Annotated in this window: 17 protein-coding genes and 1 riboswitch; of the genes, 5 read left to right on the forward strand and 12 right to left on the reverse strand. The window is 61.0% G+C overall.

Annotated features, from left to right (window positions below):
- Window positions 1-5: 5 nt before the first annotated feature.
- The 6 genes from uca to KGB03_RS05985 all read right to left on the reverse strand — a co-directional run bounded on the left by uca (window position 6) and on the right by KGB03_RS05985 (window position 8,036).
- Window positions 6-3,653: an urea carboxylase gene (gene uca, locus KGB03_RS05960; RefSeq protein WP_223526565.1), complete on the reverse strand. Its 3,648-nt coding sequence runs from the start codon at window positions 3,651-3,653 to the stop codon at window positions 6-8.
- Between the two features lie 307 nt (window positions 3,654-3,960).
- Window positions 3,961-4,602: an urea amidolyase associated protein UAAP2 gene (locus KGB03_RS05965; protein ID WP_076030050.1), complete on the reverse strand. Its 642-nt coding sequence runs from the start codon at window positions 4,600-4,602 to the stop codon at window positions 3,961-3,963.
- 11 nt (window positions 4,603-4,613) lie between these two features.
- Window positions 4,614-5,339 carry an urea amidolyase associated protein UAAP1 gene (locus KGB03_RS05970; protein ID WP_192406603.1) on the reverse strand — a complete coding sequence of 242 codons (726 nt, stop codon included), beginning with the start codon at window positions 5,337-5,339 and terminating at the stop codon, window positions 4,614-4,616.
- Window positions 5,340-5,351: 12 nt separating this feature from the next.
- Window positions 5,352-6,140 carry an ABC transporter ATP-binding protein gene (locus tag KGB03_RS05975; RefSeq protein ID WP_223526566.1) on the reverse strand — a complete coding sequence of 263 codons (789 nt, stop codon included), beginning with the start codon at window positions 6,138-6,140 and terminating at the stop codon, window positions 5,352-5,354.
- Window positions 6,137-6,952 (reverse strand): ABC transporter permease, encoded by an 816-nt coding sequence (locus KGB03_RS05980; RefSeq protein WP_223526567.1) that lies wholly within the window; start codon window positions 6,950-6,952, stop codon window positions 6,137-6,139. Before KGB03_RS05980 ends, KGB03_RS05975 begins: the two co-directional genes overlap by 4 nt.
- A gap of 16 nt (window positions 6,953-6,968) precedes the next feature.
- A complete protein-coding gene (locus KGB03_RS05985; protein WP_111450850.1) occupies window positions 6,969-8,036 on the reverse strand; it encodes a putative urea ABC transporter substrate-binding protein in 1,068 nt (355 codons plus the stop codon).
- 62 nt (window positions 8,037-8,098) lie between these two features.
- Window positions 8,099-8,199: riboswitch (guanidine-I (ykkC/yxkD leader) on the reverse strand.
- 277 nt (window positions 8,200-8,476) lie between these two features.
- Here KGB03_RS05985 and KGB03_RS05990 point away from each other — a divergent pair.
- Window positions 8,477-8,719: a hypothetical protein gene (locus tag KGB03_RS05990; protein ID WP_223526588.1), complete on the forward strand. Its 243-nt coding sequence runs from the start codon at window positions 8,477-8,479 to the stop codon at window positions 8,717-8,719.
- 167 nt (window positions 8,720-8,886) lie between these two features.
- Complete coding sequence (locus KGB03_RS05995; protein WP_192406609.1) at window positions 8,887-9,366, forward strand: hypothetical protein; 480 nt, start codon at window positions 8,887-8,889, stop codon at window positions 9,364-9,366.
- Between the two features lie 59 nt (window positions 9,367-9,425).
- On the opposite strand, the gene KGB03_RS06000 is transcribed toward KGB03_RS05995, so the two are convergent.
- Complete coding sequence (locus KGB03_RS06000) at window positions 9,426-10,529, reverse strand: enoyl-CoA hydratase/isomerase family protein (RefSeq protein ID WP_218536390.1); 1,104 nt, start codon at window positions 10,527-10,529, stop codon at window positions 9,426-9,428.
- Window positions 10,530-10,661: 132 nt separating this feature from the next.
- Between KGB03_RS06000 and ung the strand changes: the two genes are divergently transcribed.
- Window positions 10,662-11,354: a uracil-DNA glycosylase gene (ung, locus tag KGB03_RS06005; RefSeq protein WP_111450846.1), complete on the forward strand. Its 693-nt coding sequence runs from the start codon at window positions 10,662-10,664 to the stop codon at window positions 11,352-11,354.
- Window positions 11,355-11,478: 124 nt separating this feature from the next.
- On the opposite strand, the gene KGB03_RS06010 is transcribed toward ung, so the two are convergent.
- Genes KGB03_RS06010 through KGB03_RS06030 form a run of 5 tightly spaced genes read right to left on the reverse strand, consistent with a single transcriptional unit; the run spans window position 11,479 to window position 16,855 of the window.
- A complete protein-coding gene (locus tag KGB03_RS06010; protein WP_111450844.1) occupies window positions 11,479-12,519 on the reverse strand; it encodes an AbrB family transcriptional regulator in 1,041 nt (346 codons plus the stop codon).
- On the reverse strand, window positions 12,512-14,026 hold the full coding sequence (locus KGB03_RS06015) for a tripartite tricarboxylate transporter permease (RefSeq protein ID WP_192406616.1): 1,515 nt from the start codon (window positions 14,024-14,026) through the stop codon (window positions 12,512-12,514). The genes KGB03_RS06010 and KGB03_RS06015 overlap by 8 nt, the downstream gene beginning before the upstream one ends.
- A gap of 1 nt (window position 14,027) precedes the next feature.
- A complete protein-coding gene (locus KGB03_RS06020) occupies window positions 14,028-14,486 on the reverse strand; it encodes a tripartite tricarboxylate transporter TctB family protein (RefSeq protein WP_218536392.1) in 459 nt (152 codons plus the stop codon).
- 59 nt (window positions 14,487-14,545) lie between these two features.
- Window positions 14,546-15,523, reverse strand: a complete 978-nt coding sequence (locus tag KGB03_RS06025; RefSeq protein ID WP_192406618.1) for a Bug family tripartite tricarboxylate transporter substrate binding protein — start codon at window positions 15,521-15,523, stop codon at window positions 14,546-14,548.
- A 39-nt stretch (window positions 15,524-15,562) separates the two neighbouring features.
- Entirely contained in the window at window positions 15,563-16,855 is a 1,293-nt protein-coding gene (locus KGB03_RS06030; protein ID WP_223526568.1) for an OprD family porin, read from the reverse strand.
- Window positions 16,856-17,088: 233 nt separating this feature from the next.
- On the opposite strand from KGB03_RS06030, the gene KGB03_RS06035 reads away from it, so the two are divergent.
- Both KGB03_RS06035 and KGB03_RS06040 read left to right on the forward strand, forming a co-directional pair.
- On the forward strand, window positions 17,089-17,760 hold the full coding sequence (locus KGB03_RS06035; RefSeq protein WP_218536394.1) for a response regulator: 672 nt from the start codon (window positions 17,089-17,091) through the stop codon (window positions 17,758-17,760).
- Entirely contained in the window at window positions 17,753-19,138 is a 1,386-nt protein-coding gene (locus KGB03_RS06040) for a sensor histidine kinase (protein ID WP_218536395.1), read from the forward strand. Before KGB03_RS06035 ends, KGB03_RS06040 begins: the two co-directional genes overlap by 8 nt.
- Window positions 19,139-19,156 lie beyond the last annotated feature (18 nt).

The following is a 19,156-nucleotide window of genomic DNA, read 5'->3' on the forward strand; positions in this document are numbered from 1 at the left end:
TGGGTTCAGTCGAGTTCCAGCACCACGACACGCTGTCCGGCACGCACCGCCGAACCCGGTTGCACACGAATCTCGCGTACCACTCCGGCCACGGGCGCGAGCAATGGGATTTCCATCTTCATCGACTCCAGAATCACCAGCACATCACCCGCGGCAACCCGGCTACCGGTTTCAACCTGAACCTGCCAAAGGTTGCCGGCGATGTGGCTGTCGACGCTCTGTTGACCGCTGGCCAGTGGTGCGTCGTCGGTGACTTCCGGGCCCCGTTCTTCACTGTCGAAATGCGCCTGGCCACTGGCGATCCAGCGCTCGCGTTCGGCGTTGAACGCGCCTTTTTGCTGATCGCGAAACGCGGCGATGCTTTCGGCTTCCTTCGTCAGGAAGGCTTGGTAATCCGCCAGATTCAGCTGGCTGTGCTCGATGTTCAGATCGAAGCGCCCGAGGGGGAAATCCCGTCGAATGCGCAGCAGTTCATCGGCACTGACCGGGTAGAAACGGATCTGATCGAAGAAGCGCAGCAGCCACGGTTTGCCATCGAATGCGGCGACCTCGCGATAGCGATTCCACATCTGCAACGTGCGGCCCACGAACTGATATCCGCCAGGGCCTTCCATGCCGTACACGCACAGGTAGGCGCCACCGATGCCCACCGAGTTTTCCGCGGTCCAGGTGCGGGCCGGGTTGTATTTGGTGGTCACCAAACGATGACGTGGATCGAGCGGCGTCGCGACCGGCGCACCGAGGTAGACGTCGCCCAGGCCCATCACCAGGTAGCTGGCGTCGAACACCGTGCGCTGCACTTCGTCGAGGTTTGGCAGGTCGTTGATGCGGCGGATGAACTCCAGATTGCTCGGGCACCACGGGGCGTCCTTGCGCACGGTGGTCATGTATTTTTCGATCGCCAACTGACAGGCCGGGTCGTCCCAGGACAGTGGCAGATGGACGATGCGCGAGGGCACTTGCAGGTCCTTGGCGGCGCACACGGCGTCCCATTCGCCGGCGACGATGCCGAGCAGATCGGCCAGCGGCAGTTGTTCGGGTTGGTAGTGCACTTGCAGCGAGCGGATGCCTGGGGTGAGGTCGATGACGCCGTGCAGGTTTTGGCTTTCCAGGGCTTGCATCAGTGCGTGGGCGCGGAAGCGCAGGACGAGGTCAAGCTCGGGTGCACCGATTTCCAGCAGCAGATGAGTGTCCCCCGACAGTCTCGCCACAAGCCGCGTATCACCCTGACCCAAATCCAACACCACAGGCGACACAACTCCCTGTAGGAGTGAGCCTGCTCGCGATAGCGGTGTGTCAGTCACATCAATGTTGGCTGTACTGCCGCCATCGCGAGCAGGCTCACTCCTACAGGGGGAATTCCATTTCAAGGCGAGGGTACGGGCGGTCTGGAGATCGACGGGGATAAATTGCACTTTGTCCCCGGCCTTCAATTGGCCCAGCTGCCAAAGATCCGCCTCGATCACCGTCACCGGGCAGACAAAACCGCCGAGGCTAGGGCCGTCGGGACCGAGGATGACCGGCATGTCACCGGTGAAATCCACCGCGCCAATGGCGTACGGATTGTCATGGATATTCGATGGATGCAGACCCGCCTCGCCACCATCGGCACGCACCCATTCAGGCTTCGGCCCGATCAACCGCACGCCGGTTCGGCTGGAGTTGAAATGCACTTCCCACTGGGTGGTGAAGAAGGTGCCGATGTAGTTTTCGGTGAAGTATTCCGGCGCACCGTGAGGGCCGTAAATCACCCGAATTTGCCGCACGGTGGGCAACTCGGTGGCCTGTTCTTCAGGCAGTTGTAGACCGCTGCTGTGATCGCTCAAAGCAAGGACATGCAACACGTCCCCGGCTCGCAACGCACGACCGCCATGCCCACCAAACTGGCCGAGGGTGAAGGTGCTTTTGCTGCCCAGGTAATCCGGTACTTGCAGGCCACCGCGCAGGCACAAATAACTGCGGGCGCCCGCACCGGCAATCGTACCAAGGCTCAAAGTAGCGCCCGCCGGTACCAGCAAAGCCGTGTTCATCGGCACCACTTCACCATTAAGGGTCAGTGGAATCACGGCCCCGGTCACCGCCACCACCGCGTCGCAATTGAAGCGCAGCAGCGGCCCGCTCATGGTGATTTCCAGCGCAGCGGCGCCTTCGTCGTTACCCAGCAAAAGGTTGCCAAGACGCAACGCACGACTGTCCATCGGCCCTGACGGCGGCACGCCCACGGCCCAGTAACCGAGACGGCCGGGATAATCCTGAACGCTGGTCTGAGTGCCGGCGCTGAGCACTTCAAAGGTGTTGGCCTGATAGGCCAAAACTTCCAGGCAACGGGTCCAGGGCTGGCCGCTGGTGAAGGGCACATCGAGCAGAATCTGCCGCAAATAATCGCGGTTGGTTTCCACCCCGTAGAGCAGGCTGTCGCCCAGCGCTTGATGCAGATCGGCAGCGGCTTCTTCGCGGCTCGGCGCCCAACTGATGACTTTGGCGATCATCGGATCGAAGTACGGCGGAATCTCGCAACCTGCCTCGACCCAAGTGTCGATGCGCAGGTGTTTGCCATCGGCGGCAGGGAAGATCACGGCGGTCAGCAAGCCTGGGCTCGGCTGAAAATCGCGCCCCGGATCTTCCGCGTAAAGTCGCGCCTGAATCGCATGACCGTCGGCTTTCAAACCTTGGCTCAATGTGCTCAGCGGCGGCAAGTCACCTGCCGCCAATTCGACCATCCAGCGCACCAGATCCACGCCCCAGACTTGCTCGGTGACGCCGTGCTCCACCTGCAAACGGGTGTTCACTTCGAGAAAATAGAAACGCTGAGCCTCGCTGTCGAAGACGAATTCGACGGTGCCGGCGCTGCGGTAATTCACCGCTTTCGCCAGTTTGATCGCCGCCGCGCACAGCTCTTCGTCCATGCCCTCGGGGAGGTTCGGTGCGGGGGTTTCTTCGAGGACTTTCTGGTTGCGCCGCTGCACCGAGCAGTCGCGCACGCCGAGGGCAATCACTTCGCCCTGGCCGTCGCCGAACACCTGGACTTCCAGATGTCGGGCGCGCTGGATGTACTTTTCGATGAACACCCCGGCGTCGCTGAAGTTGTTCTGTCCGAGGCGTTTGACCGCTTCAAAGGATTCGCTCAATTCGGCCGCACTGCGACACATGCGCATGCCGATGCCGCCACCGCCAGCGGTGCTTTTGAGCATGACCGGGTAGCCGACCTGTTCGCCAGCCATCAGCGCCGCGTCGAGGCTGTCGAGCAACTCGGTACCTTCGAGCATCGGTACGCCGTGTCGCTTGGCCAAGGCGCGCGCGGTGTGCTTGAGGCCGAACACGCGCAGCTGCTCTGGTGTCGGGCCAATGAAGGCGATGTTGGCGGCTTCGCACGCTTCGGCGAACGCAGCGTTTTCCGAGAGAAAACCGTAGCCGGGATGGATCGCCATGGCGCCGGTGGATTTGGCGATGGCGAGGATTTTTTCGACGGCCAGATAGGTGCCGGCGGCTGCGCCTTCACCGAGGCTGTGGGCTTCATCGGCTTGCAGAATGTGCAAACTGGCGGCATCAGCTTCGGAGTAAACGGCAACGCCCTGGACCTGCAACTCACGCAGGGTGCGCAGGATGCGACAGGCAATGGCGCCACGGTTGGCAATCAGGACTTTTTCGAACATGGCATAACCCCTGGAGGCGATAACGCATCAGCCTCGACTTGGGATGCGGGCCGTCCCGCAGTTTTTCGATAGGCGCCGAGGTCGTCCCCGACGGCAGAATCAGTTCACTCAAAAACACCACCGTCCCCCTGTGGGAGCGGGCTTGCTCGCGAAGGGGCCAGCACATTCAACATTGATGTCGACTGACACTCCGCCTTCGCGAGCAAGCCCGCTCCCACAGTTGATTAATGGTGTTTGGGCTGTTTGAGGCACTGGCCTGAACGGGCCTGGCACAGGGCAAACAACCATCGACGCAACCGCGCGAATTTCAGTTCCATACCAGCAGCTCCGCAGGGGTCGGGTTGTAGGCGTTGCATGGGTTGTTCAGTTGCGGGCAGTTGGAGATCAGCACGATCACGTCCATCTCGGCCCGCAGGTCGACGTACTTGCCCGGCGCCGATATCCCGTCCTCAAACGTCAGCCCGCCATCCGCCGTGACCGGTACGTTCATGAAAAAGTTGATGTTCGGCCCGATGTCGCCCTTGCCCAATCGCCCATCGTGGACGCAGGCCCGCAGGTAGTTGTCGCGGCAGCTGTGCATGTAGCGTTTCTCCAAGGCGTAACGCACGGTGTTGCTCTCTTGCGCACACGCACCGCCGAGGGTGTCGTGCCGACCGCAGGTGTCGGCAACGATGGTCAACATCGGCTTGCCGAGGTTGGAATAGAGCACGCTGCCGGTGCTCAGGTAGACGCTGTTCTGTCGGCGCAACGTGCGTTGTACGTCGTAGCGTTCCTTAGGGTTGGCGACGCTGTAGAACAACGTATCGACGGCCTGATTGCCTTCCAGGTCGAGGATGCGCAAGGTCTGGCCAGCCTTGACCTCCATCAGCCACGGTTCCCCGGCCGGGATGGTGGCGCGGTAGATCGCGGTTTCGGGCAGCTGTTGAGCGGTAGCGATTGCGAGTGACATGGCAGCGATCCTCAGGCGAACAGACGGTCGGTGTTGATGAAGCCGCGCTCGTTTTCCGGGCGCGAGGTGCGGCAGTGTTCGGCGACGCTGGCATCGGCGTTCATCCAGCTCAACTTCAATGGCTTCGGCGCGTACTCAGGTGAAGGATCCATCGGATGTTGCAGCGCGGTGAGCACCACCAGCGTGTCCATCGGCGCATACAACTCGATGTAGTCGCCGGCCCTGGAATGGCCTTCGACGAAATGAAAACGCCCGGCCTCATCGACGTTCACGCGACTGAACAGGTTGAGCGTCATCAGCAAATCGGACAGGCCCAAACCCCACTTGCCCAATTCCACCAACAGGTTGTCGGCGCCGTTGCGGAAGAAGCCGTTGCGCAGTTCCTGATAGCGCCCCGCGCCGTATTTTTCTGCGACCTCTTCAGCGCAGAGCACGCCGCCGAGGCTGTCACTCCAACCGCAGGTGTCGGCGGTAATGGCGGCGAGCACGCGGCCCATGTCCGAATACAGGCAATGGCCGGTGGTGAGCTTGGCGGTGTGTTGGCATTTGAGGCTGTCGGGCAGGTTCAGGCGTTCGGTTTTTTCATTGGCGTTGAGCAGCGTCAGGCTGACGTTGGCACCTCCGCGCAGGTCGGTCAGGCGCAGCAGTTGGCCGCGTTTCAGGACGAAGGAACGATGGCCACCGCCGGGGAGCATTTCTTCGGCGAAGGGCGGGAACAGTTGAGTCGAATCAGTCATTTCAAGATTCCTCTAAGCGATACGAAGCGTGCCCGCCAGCGCAGCCGGCAAGGCATCGACGGCGGCGCGGTTGACGCGGCGGTCGCTGTTCAAAGGGATGTCGTAGGTTATGCGGGCGCCATAGGCGCCGGGGGCGTGCGGGTCGAGGCGGACCTTGTCGAACACCAGCAGGCGAGTGCCGAGGCTGAAGCCTTCGGACAGGTCGTGGGTGACCATGAACACCGTCAATTGCGTCTCGCGCCACAGCTCCAGCAGCAGGCCGTGCATGTCTTTGCGAATGCCTGGATCGAGGGCGCCGAACGGTTCGTCGAGCAGCAACACGCGCGGCTTCATGATCAGCGCCTGGGCGATGGCCAGTCGTTGTTGCATGCCGCCGGAGAGCTGCGCCGGGTACTTGTCCCGCGAGTGGCCGAGGCCGACTTTGTGCAGCAGCACTGAGGCTTGTTCGCGTGCGTCTTTTTTAGCGCTGCCGAACAACCGCCCGAGCAGCGGCGAGCGCGGCAGTTCGAGGCCCAGGGCGACGTTGTCCAGCACCGTTAAATGCGGGAACACCGAGTAGCGCTGGAACACCACGCCACGGCTGGCATCTGGCTCGCTGGCCAGGGCCTGGCCATCCAACAGAATCTCGCCGCGACTGGCGCGTTCCTGGCCCAGCAAGAGCCGCAGGAAGGTCGACTTGCCACAACCCGACGCACCGACCAAGGTGCAGAACTCACCCTCGTTGACGTTCAGGTTCAGCCCTTCGAGCACCACCTGATCGGCGTATTGCTGCCAGACATTTTTCACCGTGATGAAGCTCATGCGCGGGCCCCCTCATACCAAGGGAACGCCCGTTGGGTCAGGCGCTTGATGCCCCAATCCATCAGCCAGGCGAGCAGGGTGATCCACACCACGTAGGGCAAAATCACGTCCATCGCCAGGTAGCGGCGTACCAGGAAAATCCGGTAGCCGAGGCCGTCGGTGGAGGCGATGGCTTCGGCGGCGATCAGGAACAACCACGCCGAGCCAAGCATCAGCCGCAGCGAGATCAGCAGGCGCGGCAGCAATTGCGGCAGCACCACGCGCAGCATCAGCGTCCAGGTCGAAGCGCCGAGGGTCTGGGCCTTGATCAGCAACTCGACCGGAATCTCTCGGGCGCGTTGCTCCAGATCACGGGCCAGGCACGGGGTGATGCCGATCACGATCAGCATGACTTTCGACAATTCCCCCAAGCCGAACACGATGAACAGAATCGGCAGGATCGCCAACGGCGGCACCATCGACAGCACCGTCAGCAACGGCGACAACGGCGCGCCAAACAGCGGCAGCGTACCGGCGGCGATGCCCAGGCACAGCCCGGCCAGTGCGCTGATGCCAAGGCCGATGGCCAGGCGGCGCAGGCTGGACGCGGTGTCTTGCCACCACACGTATTCACCGGTGCGGGTGTCGGCGGTGAAGGCCAGGCGCTTCACCGCGTCGGTCATCTGCACGGCGCTCGGCAGCAACTTGTCGTTGGGGTTGTCCGTCAGCCGCTCGGCCGAGCCCATGAAGTAGGCGAACAGCACCAGGGCGAACGGCAGGATCACCAACAGCAGGCGACTGGGGCGATCCGGGTGGCGATTGATCAGGCGCATGGCCAGGTCCTCCTGATTACAGCTTGGCGTCGGCGGCCAACTGCACGTAGGTCGGGTCGAAGCGCAGCTTGAGGTTGTTCTTGTCGCCGCTGGTCACGCCGTTGGCGAACGCCATGCCGACCGCGCTGGTGTCCTTGGCGCCTTCACCCAGCAAGCCATGCTGGAACGAAAACTCGGCCACCTTGCGCATGGTTTCCGGCAGTTGCTTGCTGGTGGAGAACGCCAGGGCTTCTTTGGGGGTGGCGAACAATTTGGTGGTGTCCAGTTGCGACTGGAAACCGGCCAGATCGGTGCCCGAGGCTTTGGCCATGTGTTCGAGAGCGGCTTTGCTGGCGGCGTTTTTGGCGTTCATCAATTCCACCACTTCGAACCAGGCGCCGGTCAGCGCTTTGCCCAGAGCCGGGTTGTCTTTGAGGGTGGCGCTGTTGACCACCATCATGTCCATGATTTCGCCGGGGATCTGGCTGGAGTTGAACACTTCGGTCACCGCAGGCTTGGCCTTGATGTCCGAAAGCATCGGGTTCCAGGTGGTGACGGCGTTGACCTGATCGGTGTTGAAGGCCGCCGAGATGTCGGCGTCGGAGGTGTTGACCACTTTCAGGTCTTTCTCGGTGAGATCGACCGAATCCAGCGCCCGGGCCAGCAAATAGTGGGAGACAGAGAGCTCCACCAGATTGACGTCCATGCCTTTGAGGTCGGTGACTTTCTTGCCGTCGCCCTTCAGCACAATGCCGTCGTTGCCGTTGGAGAAGTCGCTGACGATCAGCGCGGTGCTGTCGACGCCACCGGCCGCCGGAATGGTCAGCGCGTCCATGTTGGTCATGGTGCAGCCATCGAACTGGCCGGCGGTGTATTGATTGATTGATTCGACATAGTCGTTGAGCTGCACCACATCGATCTTGATGCCGTACTTCTTCGCCCATTTGTCGACGATGCCTTGGCTGCCGGCGTATTCCCACGGCATCCAACCGGCGTAGATGGTCCAGCAGACGCTGAAGTGGTCTTTCTGTGCGGCCTGGGACGAGACGCTCACGAGGGCTGCGAAAGCAGCGGCGAGCAGGGCGGGTAAACGAAGCTTGAGCATGGGTGGTTCTCCAGTTGATCAAGGGCGGGCAGGAGTCAACGCGGCACCGTGAACGGTGGCTTGTCTCCCGGGCTTTTATCCCGCCGTGTAACCTCAACTGGAGGTCGCCAACTCTCGGACCAGCCACTCGCCTTAACGAGCCGGAACCCTAGTCAGCCATTGCAAATTGTGGTGCCGCGAACCTGTGATGACTCCTGCACGTCTTTGCTAAAGCGAGAGCCGTGCCAAGTTGGCTTGAGCGCTCTAGCGTGGGCATTTACGCAATTAGCGCGTTGGGGAGAGGTGGCGACGTCGCCTTGTGATGGTGCATGGGTGCACCGCAATGGATCGGGCCGGCCGCTGATCTGAAGGTCCTGGCGGCTCGGCACTCGATGGAATATTTCCAGTCAAAACAGGTGTCAGCCGGCGTGTTCCGGCTGTGGGTCTTTCAGGAGGCCGCCATGTTTCGTCGACTGTTGTTTGGTGTTGTTCTCGGTCTGGGGTTGTCCGGCTGCTACTACTACGCCGGTGGCTACGATGTGTATTCCGCGCCTTATTACTACCCCGACTATTCACCCTATTCCTACTATTACGGACCGCGCTATTACTATGGTCCGCGCTTTTATGGTGGCTATCGTTACTACTATTGGGGCGGGCATTCACCTCGTTATTACGGAGGTGGATATCGTGGTGGCCACCACTAATCAGCGGGTGAATGGATGAAAAACCTTTCATCGGCGACTTGTTTCAATGTGTTTCAGGAACGCACCAGCTTTGGAAAACGATGTCTGATCTTTCGACAGTCAGCGAATAATTGACTGTCGCCTGCCAGCGTCGCTGGTGTGGCTCACTCGCGGTCCAGGAGGCCGCCATGTATCTGCGAATTCTTCTGATTGCTGTATTGGGATTGTCTCTTGGTGCATGCGTGCCCTATTCCGATGGAGGAGCCAGCTACTACAGTTCCGAGGTCTATACCTCGCCATCCTATTATGACGGCGGACCTTACTATTCAGGCGGCGGCGGTTACTACACGCAACCACGTCGGTACTACGCACCGCCAGCGCGGTATTACCAGCCAACACCGCGGTATTACTACCAGCCGCGGGTTTATCAACCGGCACCGCGTTATTACCAGTCGTCGCCACGAGCCGATTACCGGGCTCATCAGAATCGCGGCTGGGATGACCATAACCGCGGCGGCTGGGATAACCATAACCGTGGCGGTTGGGACGGTCGTAGCCGCGGTGGAAACAACGACTATCGCGGCGGTCATGGCGGACGCGACAACCGTGGCGGAAGGGGCGACCACAGCGGTCGCGGTGATAACGATGGCCGAGGCGGCCACCGTTAAACACTCATAAAAAAGCGGCGCATGAAGCGCCGCTTTTTTATGCCCAGATTTCATTATTCCTACAGATCGGCCAGAGGATGCCGGCCTTCCCAGGCCTTGTGGAAATGCGCTTCTACCACCGCATCCGGCAGGTTATTGATGTCTGGCCAGTGCCAATGCGGTTTTTGATCCTTGTCGATCAACCGTGCGCGCACGCCTTCGCTGAACTCGGGATGACGGCAGCAGTTGAGGCTCATGGTGTATTCCATCTGAAAGACTTGAGCCAGCGACATGTGCCGGGCGCGGGCGATCTGCTCCCACACCAGATGAGCGGTCAGGGGCGAGCCTTCGCTCATGGTTTTCGCGGCACGGCTGAGCAGCAGATCCGTGTTGTCGCGCAGCTGGCTGATGGCCTTCCAGGCGCAGCGCACGTCACTGACATCCAGCAGCTCATCGATCTGCTGGCGTCGTGGTAGCCACTGGGCTTCAGGCATTTGCGCGATGGCTTCCTGCTGCAAGGCCTTGAGCAGGCTGTTCAGCTGCATCGGTGTCTGTTCCTGCCAGTTCAACTGCAGTAGGCCTTCCATCAGTTCTTCCTGCTGTTCATCGAGCAGGAAACGGTCGGCCAGGTCGAGATCGATCGCATCGCGACCGTTTATATGGGCGCCGGTCAGACCGAGAAACAATCCGAGCTTGCCGGGCAGGCGCGACAGAAACCAACTGGCCCCGACATCCGGGTACAAACCGATACTGATCTCCGGCATCGCCAGGCGGCTGCTCGGCGTAACAATTCTAATGCCCGCCCCTTGCAGCAGCCCCATGCCGCCGCCGAGCACATAGCCATGCCCCCAGCAGATCAGCGGTTTAGGATAAGTGTGCAGATTGAAGTCCAGGCGATATTCCGCCGCAAAGAAATGCGCGGCCAACGGCGGCACTTCGCCGGGATGGGCGCGACAGGCTTCCACCAGGCTGCGGACTTCGCCACCGGCGCAAAAGGCTTTGGCACCGTTGCCGCGCAGCACGACGCAGACGATTTGTGGCTCTTTGGCCCAGACGTCCAGTTGATCGCGCAAGGCGTTGATCATCGGCAAGGACAGGGCATTGAGGGACTTTTCGGCATCCAGGCTGGCGACTCCGATGCGTGCGCCGTCGGTGCCAGTGAGTTCTTCGAAGTGCAGATTCATCGTGACCTCGATCGGGAATTTGAGCGTTCAGTATGATCGCTATGTAGGAAAGTGCTGGATCTGCGTCAGATCAATTGACAAGCGTGATGGGCTTTCCTAGGGTTCGCCCCATTGTTTTTGCCGGATGTAACCATGACTGCTGACGACCGTATCAAACTCGAACCGAGCTGGAAGGAGGCACTGCGTGCCGAATTCGACCAGCCCTACATGGCAGAGTTGCGCAACTTCCTGCAAGAGGAGCGTGCGGCAGGCAAGGAAATCTACCCTCCGGGACCGATGATTTTCAACGCGCTCAATTCGACGCCGCTGGATAAAGTCAAAGTCGTCATCCTCGGCCAGGACCCGTACCACGGTCCGGGACAGGCCCACGGCTTGTGCTTTTCAGTGCAACCGGGCGTACCGGCGCCGCCGTCGCTGGTGAATATCTATAAGGAGTTGAAACGCGATCTGAACATCGACATCCCGACCCACGGTTGCCTGCAAAGCTGGGCTGACCAGGGCGTGCTGATGATCAACACCACCATGACCGTGGAACGCGCCAACGCCAACGCCCATGCGGGCAAAGGCTGGCAACACTTTACCGATCGGATTATCGAAGTGGTCAGCGAACACCAGCCACATCTGGTGTTCCTGCTGTGGGGCGCGCATGCCCAGAGCAAGCAGAAACTGATCGATGCCACCAAGCACCTGGTGCTGACGTCGGTGCATCCATCACCGCTGTCCGCCTATCGCGGCTTCCTCGGGTGCGGGCACTTCAGTCGAACCAATAAGTTTCTGGAGCAGAATGGCGAGACGCCGATTGAGTGGCGGTTGCCGCCGGTTTGAGGGGTTAATGATCGTTCCCACCACTCTGCGTGGGAATGCAGCCCGGGACGCTCTGCGTCCCATCCAAAGCCGAACGCGGAGCGTCCGTTGAGGCATTCCCACGCGGAGCATGGGAACGATCAGGTTAGGGGGCGTCGGGCTGCCGATTCCAATACTTGAACAACGGTTCCGCCAGAAACAACACAAACAACAAGCGCATCACCTGCATCGCCGTCACCAACGGCACCGACAACTGCAATGTCTCTGCCGTCAGGCTCATCTCCGCAATCCCGCCGGGCATCATGCCTAACGTCAGCGAACGCAAATCCAGATGCGTCAGCGCACTCAACCCCAATGCTGCCAGCGTGGCGATCAACATGGTCAGCACCGTGCCGATCAAGGTCCGCCCCATAAACGACGGCGCACGCCGGAAAAACTGCCGATTGAAGTGACACCCCAACCCGCTGCCAATCAGCCATTGGCCGATCTGGCTGCCGCCGTTAGGCAAACTGATGTGCAGGTCCCAGCCAATGCTCACCGCCGCACTCACCAGCAACGGACCGAACAGCCACGGATTGGGTTGACGCAGACGCTCCCAGAGCCAGGCGGCGAGGGCACCCGCCGGGAATAGAAGTGCCAGCCAGCGCCAGTCAACGGAAGTGGCATGGGACAGTGGTGCACCGTCACCCAGCCAATACTTGAACGCCGCCGGAACACACAGCACCACCACCAACACCCGCAGACTTTGCCCCGCCGCAACGCGACTGAGCACCGCGCCGTTACGCGCGCCGAGGTTGACCATCTCCCCGGAGCCGCCGGGCATGCTGGAAAAGAACGCGGTGGCGCGATCTTCACCGGTACGCCGCATCAACCAGACACCCACCACGGCCGAGAGACTGGTGACCAATGCACCGAAGAAGATCAGACCGAAGTGGCTCAGGACCTGCTCCATCACCACCGGGGTGAAGTGCAGGCCGATGCCGATGCCGACAATCCACTGGCCGCACTTGCGGCCGCCAGGGATTTCCGCCAATTGCCAGGGTGTCAGGCAACGCACCAGGATGATCGCCAGCAACGAGCCGACCATCCATGGCAGTGGCCAGCCAATCTGGCTGGCCAGGTAACCGCCCAGCAGACCGACCAGCGGAGTTCCCCACCAGGCTTTGAAGGGTGTTCGATCAGACATCGGCGATAACGCGCCGGGCGACCGAACGTTTGCGCCAGATTCGCAGGATCGGCATCAGCAGCATGATTGCGGTCAGTACCCAGACACCGAAGGTGATCGGGCTGGACCAGAGGATTTCCAGCGCGCCGTTGGAAATCGACAGGGCGCGACGCAGGTTCTGCTCCATCAGGCCACCAAGGATGAAGCCCAACAGAACCGGTGACAACGGGAAATCCAGCTTGCGCAGGATGTAACCGAAGATGCCGATGCCGATCATCAGGAACAAGTCGAAGGTGGTGGCGTGCACCGCGTAGACGCCGATCCCGGTGATGATCGCAATCACTGGCACCAGCGCCCAGTTCGGCACGGCCAGGATGCGCGTGAAGATGCGGATCATCGGGATGTTGAGGATCACCAGCATGATATTGGCGACGAACAACGAAGCGATCAGGCCCCAGACAATGTCCGGTTGCTGTTGAAACAACAGCGGACCCGGGGTGATGTTGTACAGCGACAGTGCGCCGATCATGACCGCCGTGGTACCGGAACCCGGAACGCCGAGCGTCAGCATCGGCACCAGGGCACCGCAGGCTGCGCCGCCGATGGCGGTTTCCGGCGCCGCGAGGCCACGCATGTCGCCTTGTCCGAACGTGCCATTGGCGCCGGCGATACGTTTTTCGGTCATGTAGGCCACGGCACTGGCCAGTGTTGCGCCGGCACCCGGCAGAACGCCCATGATGAAACCGAGCAGACCGCAACGGATGTTCACCACGAACACCGACGACGCTTCCTTGAAGTTGAACATCATCCGGCCGGTCGCTTTCACCGCTTCCTGGCCGCGATGGGTTTTTTCCAGCAGCAGAAGGATTTCACTGATGGAGAACAAGCCCAGTACCAGCACAACGAACTGAATGCCGTCGGTCAAATGGATGTTGTCCCCGGTGAAACGGTACACGCCGCTGTTGGCATCGATCCCGACGGTCGACAAAAACAAACCGATCAGCGCGGCGATAAAAGTCTTCAGTGGTCGATCACCGGCCATGCCGCCGAGGCAGACAATCGCGAACACCATCAGCACGAAATACTCTGCCGGTCCAAAGGCAATCGCCCATTTCGCCAGCAGCGGGGCGAACAGCACCATGCCACAAGTGGCGATGAACGCACCGATGAACGAACTCCACGCCGACAGCGACAACGCTACACCCGCCAGACCCTTGCGAGCCATTGGGTAACCGTCGAGGGTGGTCATGACGGTGGAGGCTTCGCCCGGAATGTTCAGCAGGATCGAGCTGATCCGGCCGCCGTATTCACAACCCAGGTACACCGCCGCCAGGAGGATCAGCGCCGACTCCGGCGGCAGACCGAGGGCGAATGCAATCGGAATCAGCAACGCCACGCCGTTGATCGGGCCCAGGCCTGGCAATAGCCCGACGACGGTGCCGATCAGGGTGCCGCACAGCGCGGTCACCAGGTTGTACGGGCTCAGCGCGACGCCGAAGCCCTGACCCAAATAGCCAAGAGTATCCATATCAGTTCTCCAGAACGTCGAGCACGCCCAGCGGCAGTGGCACGTCCATCACCTTGTCGAACAGCAGATAAAGACCGATAGCCATCAGGCTGATGATCACCGTACTGGGTAGCCAGCGGCCGCCATACAGGCGTGCCATAGGGATGCCAATCAGAATGCTGGCGACGATGAAACCAAGGGGTTCGAAGGCCCCGGCGAACACCAGCAACAGCAGTACGCAGATGCCGATCTTGATCAGGGTTTCACGGTCGAGTTTCGGGTCGTCGTCACTGTGCACGATCGGTGTCGGACGAAACACCATGTACAACAGACCAAGGCCCATCAGGCCGAGCATCAATAGCGGGAAGGCTCGGGGCCCCACCGGTTCGTAGGAAAAGGCCGCTTGATACGGCCACGCCATCAGCGCCAGGCCAACACAGGCCAGCAACAGCACCGAAGCGAAAATGCGTTGTAAGAGCATGAGAAACTCCTGTGCCGCGGCCCCGCAGAACGGGGGCCGCAGCCGCTAGACAGAGGCGATCACTGAATCAGGCCGAACTCTTTGGCCAGCACTTTGTAGTCCGCCACCTGCTTCTTCACGTAGGTGTCCAGCTCCGGGCCGGTCATGGCGAACGGGAACAGTTCACGCTGATCACGCAACTTGGCGAACTCTTCAGAAGCCAGCAGTTTGTCGAAAGCGTCTTTCCACCAGGCGTAGTCTTCATCGCTGACTTTTGGCCCGAGGTAGAAGCCGCGAACCACTGGCCAGACGATGTCGTAGCCTTGCTCTTTGGCGGTCGGAATGTCTTTCATTTCCGGCTCGTCCAGACGCTTCTCGGCGAACACGGCCAGCAAGCGCATGTCACCGCTCAGGATGTGTGGCATGGAGTCGGAGATGTCGGTGCTGCCAACCTGAATGTGGCCGCCGAGCAGGGCGGTGGCGATTTCACCGCCGCCTTCGAGGGCGACGTAACGCAGGTCACGCGGGTTGATCCCGGCGGCCTTGGCGATCAGGGCGGTCTGCATCCAGTCCTGGCTGCCGACGGTGCCGCCGGAGCCGATCACCACTTTGCTCGGATCTTTCTTCAACGCCTGAACCAGATCGTCCAGGGTCTTGTAAGGCGAATCGCTTTTCACCGCGATGGCGCCATAGCTTGTTCCAACGGCGGCCAACCAGCGCACGGCGCTTTCATCAAAACGGCCGAACTTGCCTTGGGCCAGGTTCAACAGCGAACCGCTGGACCACGCCACCAGCGTGCCAGCATCGGCCGGACGCTGGGCGACCACCGCGTTGTACGCCACCGCGCCGACACCGCCGGGCATGTAGGTCACGCGCATCGGTTTGGTCAGCAGTTTCTGATTCACCAGCGCGCTTTGCGCCAGCTTGCAGGTCAGGTCGAAACCGCCGCCTGGCGAGGCCGGGGCGATACATTCCGGGCGTTTGGGTTCGGCGAGCAATTGGCCGGCGAACAGCAGGGCGCTGGCGGTGAGAGCAACTTTACGCAGTGATAAGTTCATTCAAGTCTCCTGGGGAGTTGTTGTTATAGGTTTACTGAATTACCAAAGGGCAACGCTATAGCTCACCAGCAGACGCACTTCATCGGCATCGCGAGCGGAGTAGTTGGAGCGGTAAGTGGCATTACGCAGGCGCACGGCGACATCCTTGAGCGCGCCGCTTTGTACGACGTATTTGATTTCGGTGTTGCGTTCCCACTCTTTGCCTTCGTCACCGTTCTTGAGCTTGATGTTGTCACCGCTCAGGTAACGGCTCATGAAACTCAGGCCGGGGATGCCGAGTTTGGCGAAGTCATAGTCGTAGCGCGCCTGCCAGGAATGTTCTTCGGCGCCGGCAAAGTCATTGATCTGAACGAAGTTGACCAGGTACGGGTCACTGCCATCGACATAAGGGAACGCGCTGTCGCCGGACATGTGCTGATAGCCGGCGCTGAATTTATGCCCGCTCAAGGCGTAGCTCACCAGGCCGTTGAGGGATTTGTTGTCGATCTTGCCGCCACGGGCCGCACCCTGGTCATCACTGATGGCCAGGCGCAGATCGGTGCCGAAAGTACCGGGGCCGAACGGTTGCGAAGCGACAATACCGAGGAAGTGCTGGTTGTAGACTTCATCGAGTTGCGCGAAGTGGTAGCTGCCGGTGATCTTGTCGGTGAACTTGTAGTCCACGCCGCCAAAGTCAAAGTGCTTGCCGGCCACGGTACCGGCGAAGCGGCTGTTCTTGTTGTTGAGGGCGATGTCCTCGAAGTCGGTGCTGTCGCGGTCCTTGGCTTTCTCCAGACGCCCGCCGGTGAAGGTCAGGTTCTTGATCTCTTTGGAGGTCAGCATTCCACCTTCAAAAGTCTGCGGCAGGATGCGCCCGTCGTTGGGCTTGAGGATCGGCAGTTCCGGAATCAGGCTGCCGATTTTAAGTTCCGTGGCGGAGATTTTCACTTTGCCGGTCAGGCCAAGCTTGGAGTACTCATCGGCCGCGCGGCCGTCGTCATGGGTTGGCAGCAGGCCGGTGCCGGTGCGGTCGGGACTCGAATCGAGTTTGACCCCCAGCATGCCCAGCGCATCGACACCGAACCCCACGGTGCCGTCGGTGTAACCCGATTGCAGATTGAGCATGAACCCCTGGGCCCATTCGTCCCGCTTGGATTGCTGGGCGCTGGTACCGTCGCGAAAGTCGCGGTTGAAATACATGTTGCGGGTTTCGAGGGTTGCCGTACTGTCTTCGAAGAAGGCAGCCTGGCTCAACGGCGAAAAGCCGGCGAGGGCGGCAGCACTGGCAAGGGCGGTGTAGCTGAGGCGGGAAAAGCGAGCAGGCGGGCAAGCCTGGAGCTGCATGGACTGCATCTTGAAGTACTCCGTTTATTGTTCTTATTGGCGAAAACGCTTCGAGGCGTTTTTCGTACGCTATGTGCGGTAGCGACGGCAGTCGAAACTGTCCGTGGCTGGACTCTAACCGGCCAACCTTTCGCTAACCTTTCAGAAGACTTTCACGGTTTTCGGGCTTCACAGCGGCGGTTGCGGCTGTAAACTCCGCGCCAAAGAATGGCGTCGGCCATCCCTGAATGAGGTAAGGATCCATGCGTGTTCTGCTCGTCGAAGACCATCTGCAGCTCGCCGAAAGTGTCGCCCAGGCGCTCAAGAGCACCGGGCTGACCGTGGATGTGCTGTACGACGGCGTGGCGGCCGACCTGGCGTTGAGCAGCGAGGAATACGCCATGGCGATTCTCGACGTCGGCCTGCCACGCATGGATGGCTTCGAAGTGCTGGCGCGCCTGCGGGCGCGGGGCAAGAACCTGCCAGTGTTGATGCTGACCGCCCGCAGCGACGTCAAGGATCGGGTCCACGGTCTGAACCTTGGCGCTGACGATTACCTGGCCAAACCTTTCGAACTGACCGAACTCGAAGCCCGGGTCAAAGCCTTGCTGCGCCGCAGTGTGCTCGGCGGTGAACGCCTGCAGCGCTGCGGTGTGCTGGCCTATGACCTGGACACCCGGCGCTTCACCCTTGGCGAAGAGTTGCTGACCCTGACCTCCCGCGAGCAGGCGGTGCTCGAAGCCCTGATTGCCCGTCCCGGTCGGGTGATGAGCAAAGAGCAACTGGCCTCGCAAGTCTTCGGACTGGACGAAGAGGCCAGCCCCGACGCCATCGAGATCTATGTCCATCGCCTGCGCAAAAAGCTCGACGGTCAACCGGTCGTCATCGTGACCTTCCGCGGTCTCGGCTACTTGCTGGAAAGCCGCGATGCATAAGCCCAGCAGCCTGCGTTGGCGGTTGCTGTGGAATCTGGCGCTGTTGCTGGTGGTGTTGATGTTGGCCAGTGGTTTGAGCGCTTACTGGAACGGTCGCGAAGCGGCCGACACCGCCTATGACCGGACCTTGCTGGCCTCGGCGAGGACCATCGCTGCGGGCGTCTCCCAGCGTGACGGCACGCTGAGCGCCGACGTGCCCTACGTGGCCCTCGACACCTTCGCCTACGACAGTGCGGGACGGATTTTTTACCTGGTCAACGACATCAATCAGAAGCTGATTTCCGGTTACGAAAACCTTCCGCCACCGCCGCCGGGAACGCCACGCACCGATGACTATCCGGCACTGGCGCGCTTCTATAACGCCAAGTACCAGGGGCAGAACGTGCGCGTGGTGAGCCTGCTCAAACCCGTGAGCGAGCCGAACATGAACGGCATGGCGGAAATCCGCGTGGCGGAAACCGATGAGGCGCGGGTCAGCATGGCCCGCAGCCTGGCGGCGGACACGTTGCTGCGTCTGGGTATGTTGGCGATGGGTGCGTTGTTGTTGGTGTGGTTTGCGGTCAGCGCCGCGTTGCGTCCGTTGGAACGCTTGCGCACCGCGGTGGAAGAGCGTCAGTCGGACGATCTGCGGCCATTACCGTTGGTGGAAGTGCAACGCGAATTATGGCCGCTGGTGCGCGCGCTCAATCACTTTACCGAGCGCTTGCGCGGGCAGTTCGAGCGTCAGGCGCAGTTCATCGCCGATGCCGCCCATGAGTTGCGTACGCCCCTGGCGGCGCTCAAGGCACGACTGGAGCTGGGTTTGCGCTCGACCGAACCTGAAACCTGGCGCAATACATTGGAAACGGTCGCCCAAAGTACGGACCGTTTGACTCACCTTGCCAATCAATTGCTCTCGCTGGCACGGGTCGAAAACGGTGCCCGGGCCATCGCCGAGGGCGGCGCGCAGTTGCTTGACCTCAGTCAGCTGGCTCGCGAACTCGGCATGGCCATGGCGCCGCTGGCCCATGCGCGCGGTGTGGCGCTGGCGCTGGAAGCGGACGAACCGGTGTGGTTGCGCGGCGAGCCAACGCTGTTGAACGAACTGTTGAGCAATCTGGTGGATAACGCGCTGGCGCACACGCCGTCGGGTGGCAACGTGATTCTTCGGGTCACGGCACCGGCTGTGTTGGAGGTCGAGGACGACGGCCCAGGCATTCCTCTTGAAGAGCGCGATCGGGTGTTCGAGCGCTTTTATCGGCGCAACCAGCAGGTGGCCGGTTCGGGATTGGGACTGGCGATTGTTGGCGAGATCTGCCGCGCACACCTGGCTCAAATCAGCCTGCACGATGGCGAGCAGGCGGGGTTGAAGGTGCGGGTGAGTTTTATCGCCGGATAGTTTTTCGGTGTCAGGGCT

The sequence above is a fragment of the Pseudomonas sp. BF-B-26 genome, assembly GCF_019956495.1.
Classification (GTDB): Bacteria; Pseudomonadota; Gammaproteobacteria; order Pseudomonadales; family Pseudomonadaceae; genus Aquipseudomonas.

Bases quoted from the DNA above. Each gene is read 5' to 3' on its own strand.
- uca (WP_223526565.1), bottom strand. From the start codon at position 3,653: ATGTTCGAAAAAGTCCTGATTGCCAACCGTGGCGCCATTGCCTGTCGC.
- KGB03_RS05965 (WP_076030050.1), bottom strand. From the start codon at position 4,602: ATGTCACTCGCAATCGCTACCGCTCAACAGCTGCCCGAAACCGCGATC.
- KGB03_RS05970 (WP_192406603.1), bottom strand. From the start codon at position 5,339: ATGACTGATTCGACTCAACTGTTCCCGCCCTTCGCCGAAGAAATGCTC.
- KGB03_RS05975 (WP_223526566.1), bottom strand. From the start codon at position 6,140: ATGAGCTTCATCACGGTGAAAAATGTCTGGCAGCAATACGCCGATCAG.
- KGB03_RS05980 (WP_223526567.1), bottom strand. From the start codon at position 6,952: ATGCGCCTGATCAATCGCCACCCGGATCGCCCCAGTCGCCTGCTGTTG.
- KGB03_RS05985 (WP_111450850.1), bottom strand. From the start codon at position 8,036: ATGCTCAAGCTTCGTTTACCCGCCCTGCTCGCCGCTGCTTTCGCAGCC.
- KGB03_RS05990 (WP_223526588.1), top strand. From the start codon at position 8,477: ATGTTTCGTCGACTGTTGTTTGGTGTTGTTCTCGGTCTGGGGTTGTCC.
- KGB03_RS05995 (WP_192406609.1), top strand. From the start codon at position 8,887: ATGTATCTGCGAATTCTTCTGATTGCTGTATTGGGATTGTCTCTTGGT.
- KGB03_RS06000 (WP_218536390.1), bottom strand. From the start codon at position 10,529: ATGAATCTGCACTTCGAAGAACTCACTGGCACCGACGGCGCACGCATC.
- ung (WP_111450846.1), top strand. From the start codon at position 10,662: ATGACTGCTGACGACCGTATCAAACTCGAACCGAGCTGGAAGGAGGCA.
- KGB03_RS06010 (WP_111450844.1), bottom strand. From the start codon at position 12,519: ATGTCTGATCGAACACCCTTCAAAGCCTGGTGGGGAACTCCGCTGGTC.
- KGB03_RS06015 (WP_192406616.1), bottom strand. From the start codon at position 14,026: ATGGATACTCTTGGCTATTTGGGTCAGGGCTTCGGCGTCGCGCTGAGC.
- KGB03_RS06020 (WP_218536392.1), bottom strand. From the start codon at position 14,486: ATGCTCTTACAACGCATTTTCGCTTCGGTGCTGTTGCTGGCCTGTGTT.
- KGB03_RS06025 (WP_192406618.1), bottom strand. From the start codon at position 15,523: ATGAACTTATCACTGCGTAAAGTTGCTCTCACCGCCAGCGCCCTGCTG.
- KGB03_RS06030 (WP_223526568.1), bottom strand. From the start codon at position 16,855: ATGCAGTCCATGCAGCTCCAGGCTTGCCCGCCTGCTCGCTTTTCCCGC.
- KGB03_RS06035 (WP_218536394.1), top strand. From the start codon at position 17,089: ATGCGTGTTCTGCTCGTCGAAGACCATCTGCAGCTCGCCGAAAGTGTC.
- KGB03_RS06040 (WP_218536395.1), top strand. From the start codon at position 17,753: ATGCATAAGCCCAGCAGCCTGCGTTGGCGGTTGCTGTGGAATCTGGCG.